Annotated in this window: 2 pseudogenes; one reads left to right on the top strand and one right to left on the bottom strand. The window is 64.7% G+C overall.

The features are described 5' to 3' along the window. Positions 1 to 1,829: pseudogene (locus AHiyo1_RS15520) on the top strand (pyruvate carboxylase subunit B); the annotation flags it as partial. Between the two features lie 100 nt (positions 1,830 to 1,929). On the opposite strand, the pseudogene AHiyo1_RS15515 reads toward AHiyo1_RS15520, so the two are convergent. Continuing rightward, positions 1,930 to 3,740, bottom strand: a pseudogene (locus AHiyo1_RS15515) (AMP-dependent synthetase/ligase). Positions 3,741 to 4,038 lie beyond the last annotated feature (298 nt).

Raw genomic sequence — 4,038 nt, 5'->3', positions numbered from 1 at the left:
GCGCGAGCAGCAGGCCGTGGCCGTCACGGACACCACCTTCCGCGATGCCCACCAGTCGCTCCTCGCAACCCGTGTCCGGACCCGCGACCTGGTCGCGGCCGGTCCCGCGGTCTCCGCCCTTCTGCCCGAACTGCTCTCGGTCGAAGCCTGGGGTGGTGCCACCTACGACGTCGCCCTGCGCTTCCTCGGCGAGGATCCTTGGGACCGGTTGGCCGCCCTGCGCAAGGCCCTCCCGAATGTCTGCCTTCAGATGCTGCTCCGTGGCCGCAACACGTCGGGTACACGCCCTACCCCGAGGAAGTCACCGAGGCGTTCGTCAACGAGGCCGCGGCAACGGGCATCGACATCTTCCGCATCTTCGACGCCCTCAACGACGTCAACCAGATGCTCCGGCCATCCGCGCGGTGCGGGCCACCGGCACAGCAGTAGCGGAGGTTGCACTCTGCTACACCGGCGATCTCCTCGACCCGAACGAGAACCTGTACACCCTCGACTACTACCTGGACCTCGCCCAGAAGATCGTCGACGCCGGTGCGCACATCCTCGCCATCAAGGACATGGCCGGACTGCTCCGCCCGGCGGCCGCAGCCAAGCTTGTCAGCGCCTTGCGTGAACGCTTCGATCTTCCGGTCCACCTGCACACGCACGACACCGCAGGCGGCCAACTGGCCACCTTGTTGGCTGCCGTGGAAGCCGGCGTGGACGCCGTCGATGTCGCATCAGCCTCCCTGGCCGGTACGACGAGCCAGCCGTCGGCGTCGGCGCTTGTGGCTGCCCTGGCACATACCCCGCGCGACACCGGGCTCAGCCTGGCCAGTGTCAGCTCCCTGGAGCCCTACTGGGAAGCGGTCCGCAGGGTCTACGCGCCGTTCGAGTCCGGGCTTCCCGGTCCCACCGGCCGGGTGTACCAGCACGAAATCCCGGGCGGCCAGCTGTCCAACCTGCGCCAGCAGGCCATCGCGCTGGGCCTTGGCGAGCGTTTCGAGGCCATTGAGGACATGTACACCGCCGCGGACCGCATTTTGGGCCGCTTGGTCAAGGTGACGCCGTCGTCCAAGGTCGTCGGCGATCTCGCGCTGCACCTCGTGGGAATCCACGCCGATCCTGCGGACTTCAACGAAAACCCACAGAACTACGACATCCCGGACTCCGTCATCGGCTTCCTGTCGGGCGAATTGGGAGATCCTCCCGGAGGATGGCCGGAGCCGTTCCGCACCAAGGCGCTCCAGGGCCGCAGCATCAAGGTCCGCGACGTCGAACTGAGCGCCGAAGACAGTGCTGCGCTCAAGGGCGATTCCAAGTCCCGCCAGCGGACCTTGAACCGGCTGCTGTTCGAGGGGCCCACCAAGGACTACCTCAAGAGCGTGGACACCTACGGCAATTTGTCGGTACTTGATACCCGCGACTACCTTTACGGTCTCCAGCTCGGTGCCGAACACGTCATGGAGCTCGAAAAGGGCGTGCGCCTGATCGCCTCCTTGGAAGCGGTCTCGGAGCCCGACGAAAAGGGCATGCGCACCGTCATGTGCAAGCTCAACGGCCAGTCACGCCCGGTGGTGGTTCGCGACAAGTCCGTTGTCAGCAACGTGAAGGCCGCGGAGAAAGCGGATGCGTCCCAGCCCGGCCAGGTAGCAGCGCCGTTCGCCGGTGCCGTGACCCTGACCGTCAAAGCAGGCGACGCCGTCAAGGCCGGCGACACGGTCGCCACCATTGAGGCGATGAAGATGGAGGCATCCATCACGACGCCGGTAGCCGGCACGGTCTCGCGCCTCGCCATCAACAACGTCGAGCAGGTCCAGGGCGGCGATCTGCTGATCGTGGTCGAGTAGCAGCCCGCTCCTCCGCGGAGCACGCAACAAAGGAAGGTCCCGGGCTGTCAAGCCCGGGACCTTCCTTTGTTGCTTTGACCGATGCGTCGGGTGCGGCCCGTCAGGACGCCTTGGGGGCCGAGTACATTTCCTCGATCACGGCGTCGAAGTCTTTCATGACCTGGGCGCGCTTGACCTTCAACGACGGCGTGAGGTGGCCTGAGGCCTCGGTGAAGTCGGACGGAACGATCCGGAACGACTTGATCGCTTCCGCATGCGAGACGGACTGGTTCGCGTGGCTGATCAGTTCCTGGACCGCTGCCCGGACGAGGGCGTTGTCCGCGGCAGCCGTCGTCGTAGTTGACGCGGGAAGGCCGTGGCGCTCCAGCCAGCCCGGCAGCGCTTCCTCGTCGAGGGTGACCAGCGCGCCGATAAAGGGCCGGTTGTCGCCGATGACAAGGACTTGGGACACCAGCGCGTCAGCACGGATCTGGTCCTCCAGCAGGGCCGGTACGACGTTCTTGCCGCTCGCTGTGACGATGATTTCCTTCTTGCGGCCTGTGATCTTCAGGAAACCCTGTTCGTCCAGTTCGCCGATGTCACCCGTGCGGAACCACCCGTCCACGAAGGTTTCCGCGGCGAGGTCATCCCGCTTGAAGTAGCCCTTCATGACGCAGACGCCCTTGGCGAGGATTTCGCCGTCGTCGGCAATCCTGACCGCGTTGCCGGGGAGCGGGGCCCCACGGTGCCGATCTTGATCAAGGACGGCGTGTTGACTGAAATGGGTGCAGTGGTCTCTGTCAGGCCGTAACCCTCGAGGATCTGCAGGCCGATACCGTGGAAGAAATGGCCCAACCGTTCGCCGAGCGGGCCGCCACCGGAGACGGCATGGCTGACGTGGCCGCCCATTGCGGCGCGAAGCTTCCCGTACACCAAACGGTCGAAGACGGCGTGCTTGAGCCTCAGCACCAAGCCAAGGGATCCCTCCTGCTGCGCCTTGGAGTAGGCGATCGCCGTGTCCACTGCCTTGTGGAAGATGGCGCCCTTGCCGCCGTCCTCTGCCTTGGTGAGGGCAGAGTTGAAGACCTTCTCGAACACGCGGGGAACTGCCAGGATGAAGGACGGCTGGAAGCTCTGCAGGTCAGCCAGCAGGTTCTTGATATCCGGCGTGTGCGCCACCTGGGCACCGGCGGCGACGGCAAGGACCGAGATGAAGCGGGCAAAGACGTGGGCGAGCGGGAGGAACATGATGGTCTTGGCGTTCTCGTTGACGACGTCGCCGAGGGAGGCCAAGGCGTTCTCCGAGAGTTCCACGAAGTTGCCGTGCGTGAGTTCGCAACCCTTGGGGCGGCCCGTGGTGCCGGAGGTGTAGATGATCGTGGCGACATCGGCCAGCACGGCGCTGCTGCGGCGCGCCTCGAGTTCCTCGTCGCTGACGCCGCTGCCGGCACTGCGGAGCGCGTCAAGTCCTCCGCCTTCGAGCTGCCAGACATGGGCGACAGAGCCGAGGCCTTCGGCCGTGACGGCCTGGCGGATGACGTCCTCGTGGTGCGCGGATTCGGCGAATGCGGCGACGGCGCCGGAGTCGCCGAGGTTCCAGGCCACTTGCGACGGCGACGAGGTTTCATAGATCGGCACGGAAATGCCGCCCGCAAACCAGATGGCGAAGTCCACGAGGGACCATTCATAACGGGTCCTGGACATGATGCCCACGCGGTCGCCCACACCGACGCCCTTGGCGATCAGGCCTTTGGCCAGGGCCGATACATCCTTGAGGAAGTCGGTTGCCCGGATGTCCTGCCATTGGCCGGCGCTGTTGAGCTTGGCAAACAAGGCCGGGTTTGATGGTACGGCGGCCTGACGAACCACGAGGTCCGTGATGTTGGTTTCGGGGGCAACATTCACCAGGGGCGGAACACTGAATTCACGCACGATAGCTCCTTCGATATCAACAGACCATTACGGGGCTGCTCTAACTCTATATGGCCAAGTAATGGGTGTGTCGCAATTCACCTTACTCAAGTTACTGATGAGTAACTTTACGTGAAGCGTGGGATTCCGCCAATGCAGGCGTATGGGCGTTCCGTCCGTACCGCCGACATGTCAGTACATATGCGGCGCTCGGAATAGGATGGCGACATGCCACTGAATTCATCCAACGAACAGGTCCCGGCAAGAGTTCGGAAGATTTCCTGGTCCGGTTCGGCCGCAACCGGCCGGCGCCCCGGCT

This window comes from Arthrobacter sp. Hiyo1, from assembly GCF_001263615.2.
Classification (GTDB): Bacteria; Actinomycetota; Actinomycetes; order Actinomycetales; family Micrococcaceae; genus Arthrobacter.
This window is presented reverse-complemented; position numbering and strand designations above follow the sequence as displayed.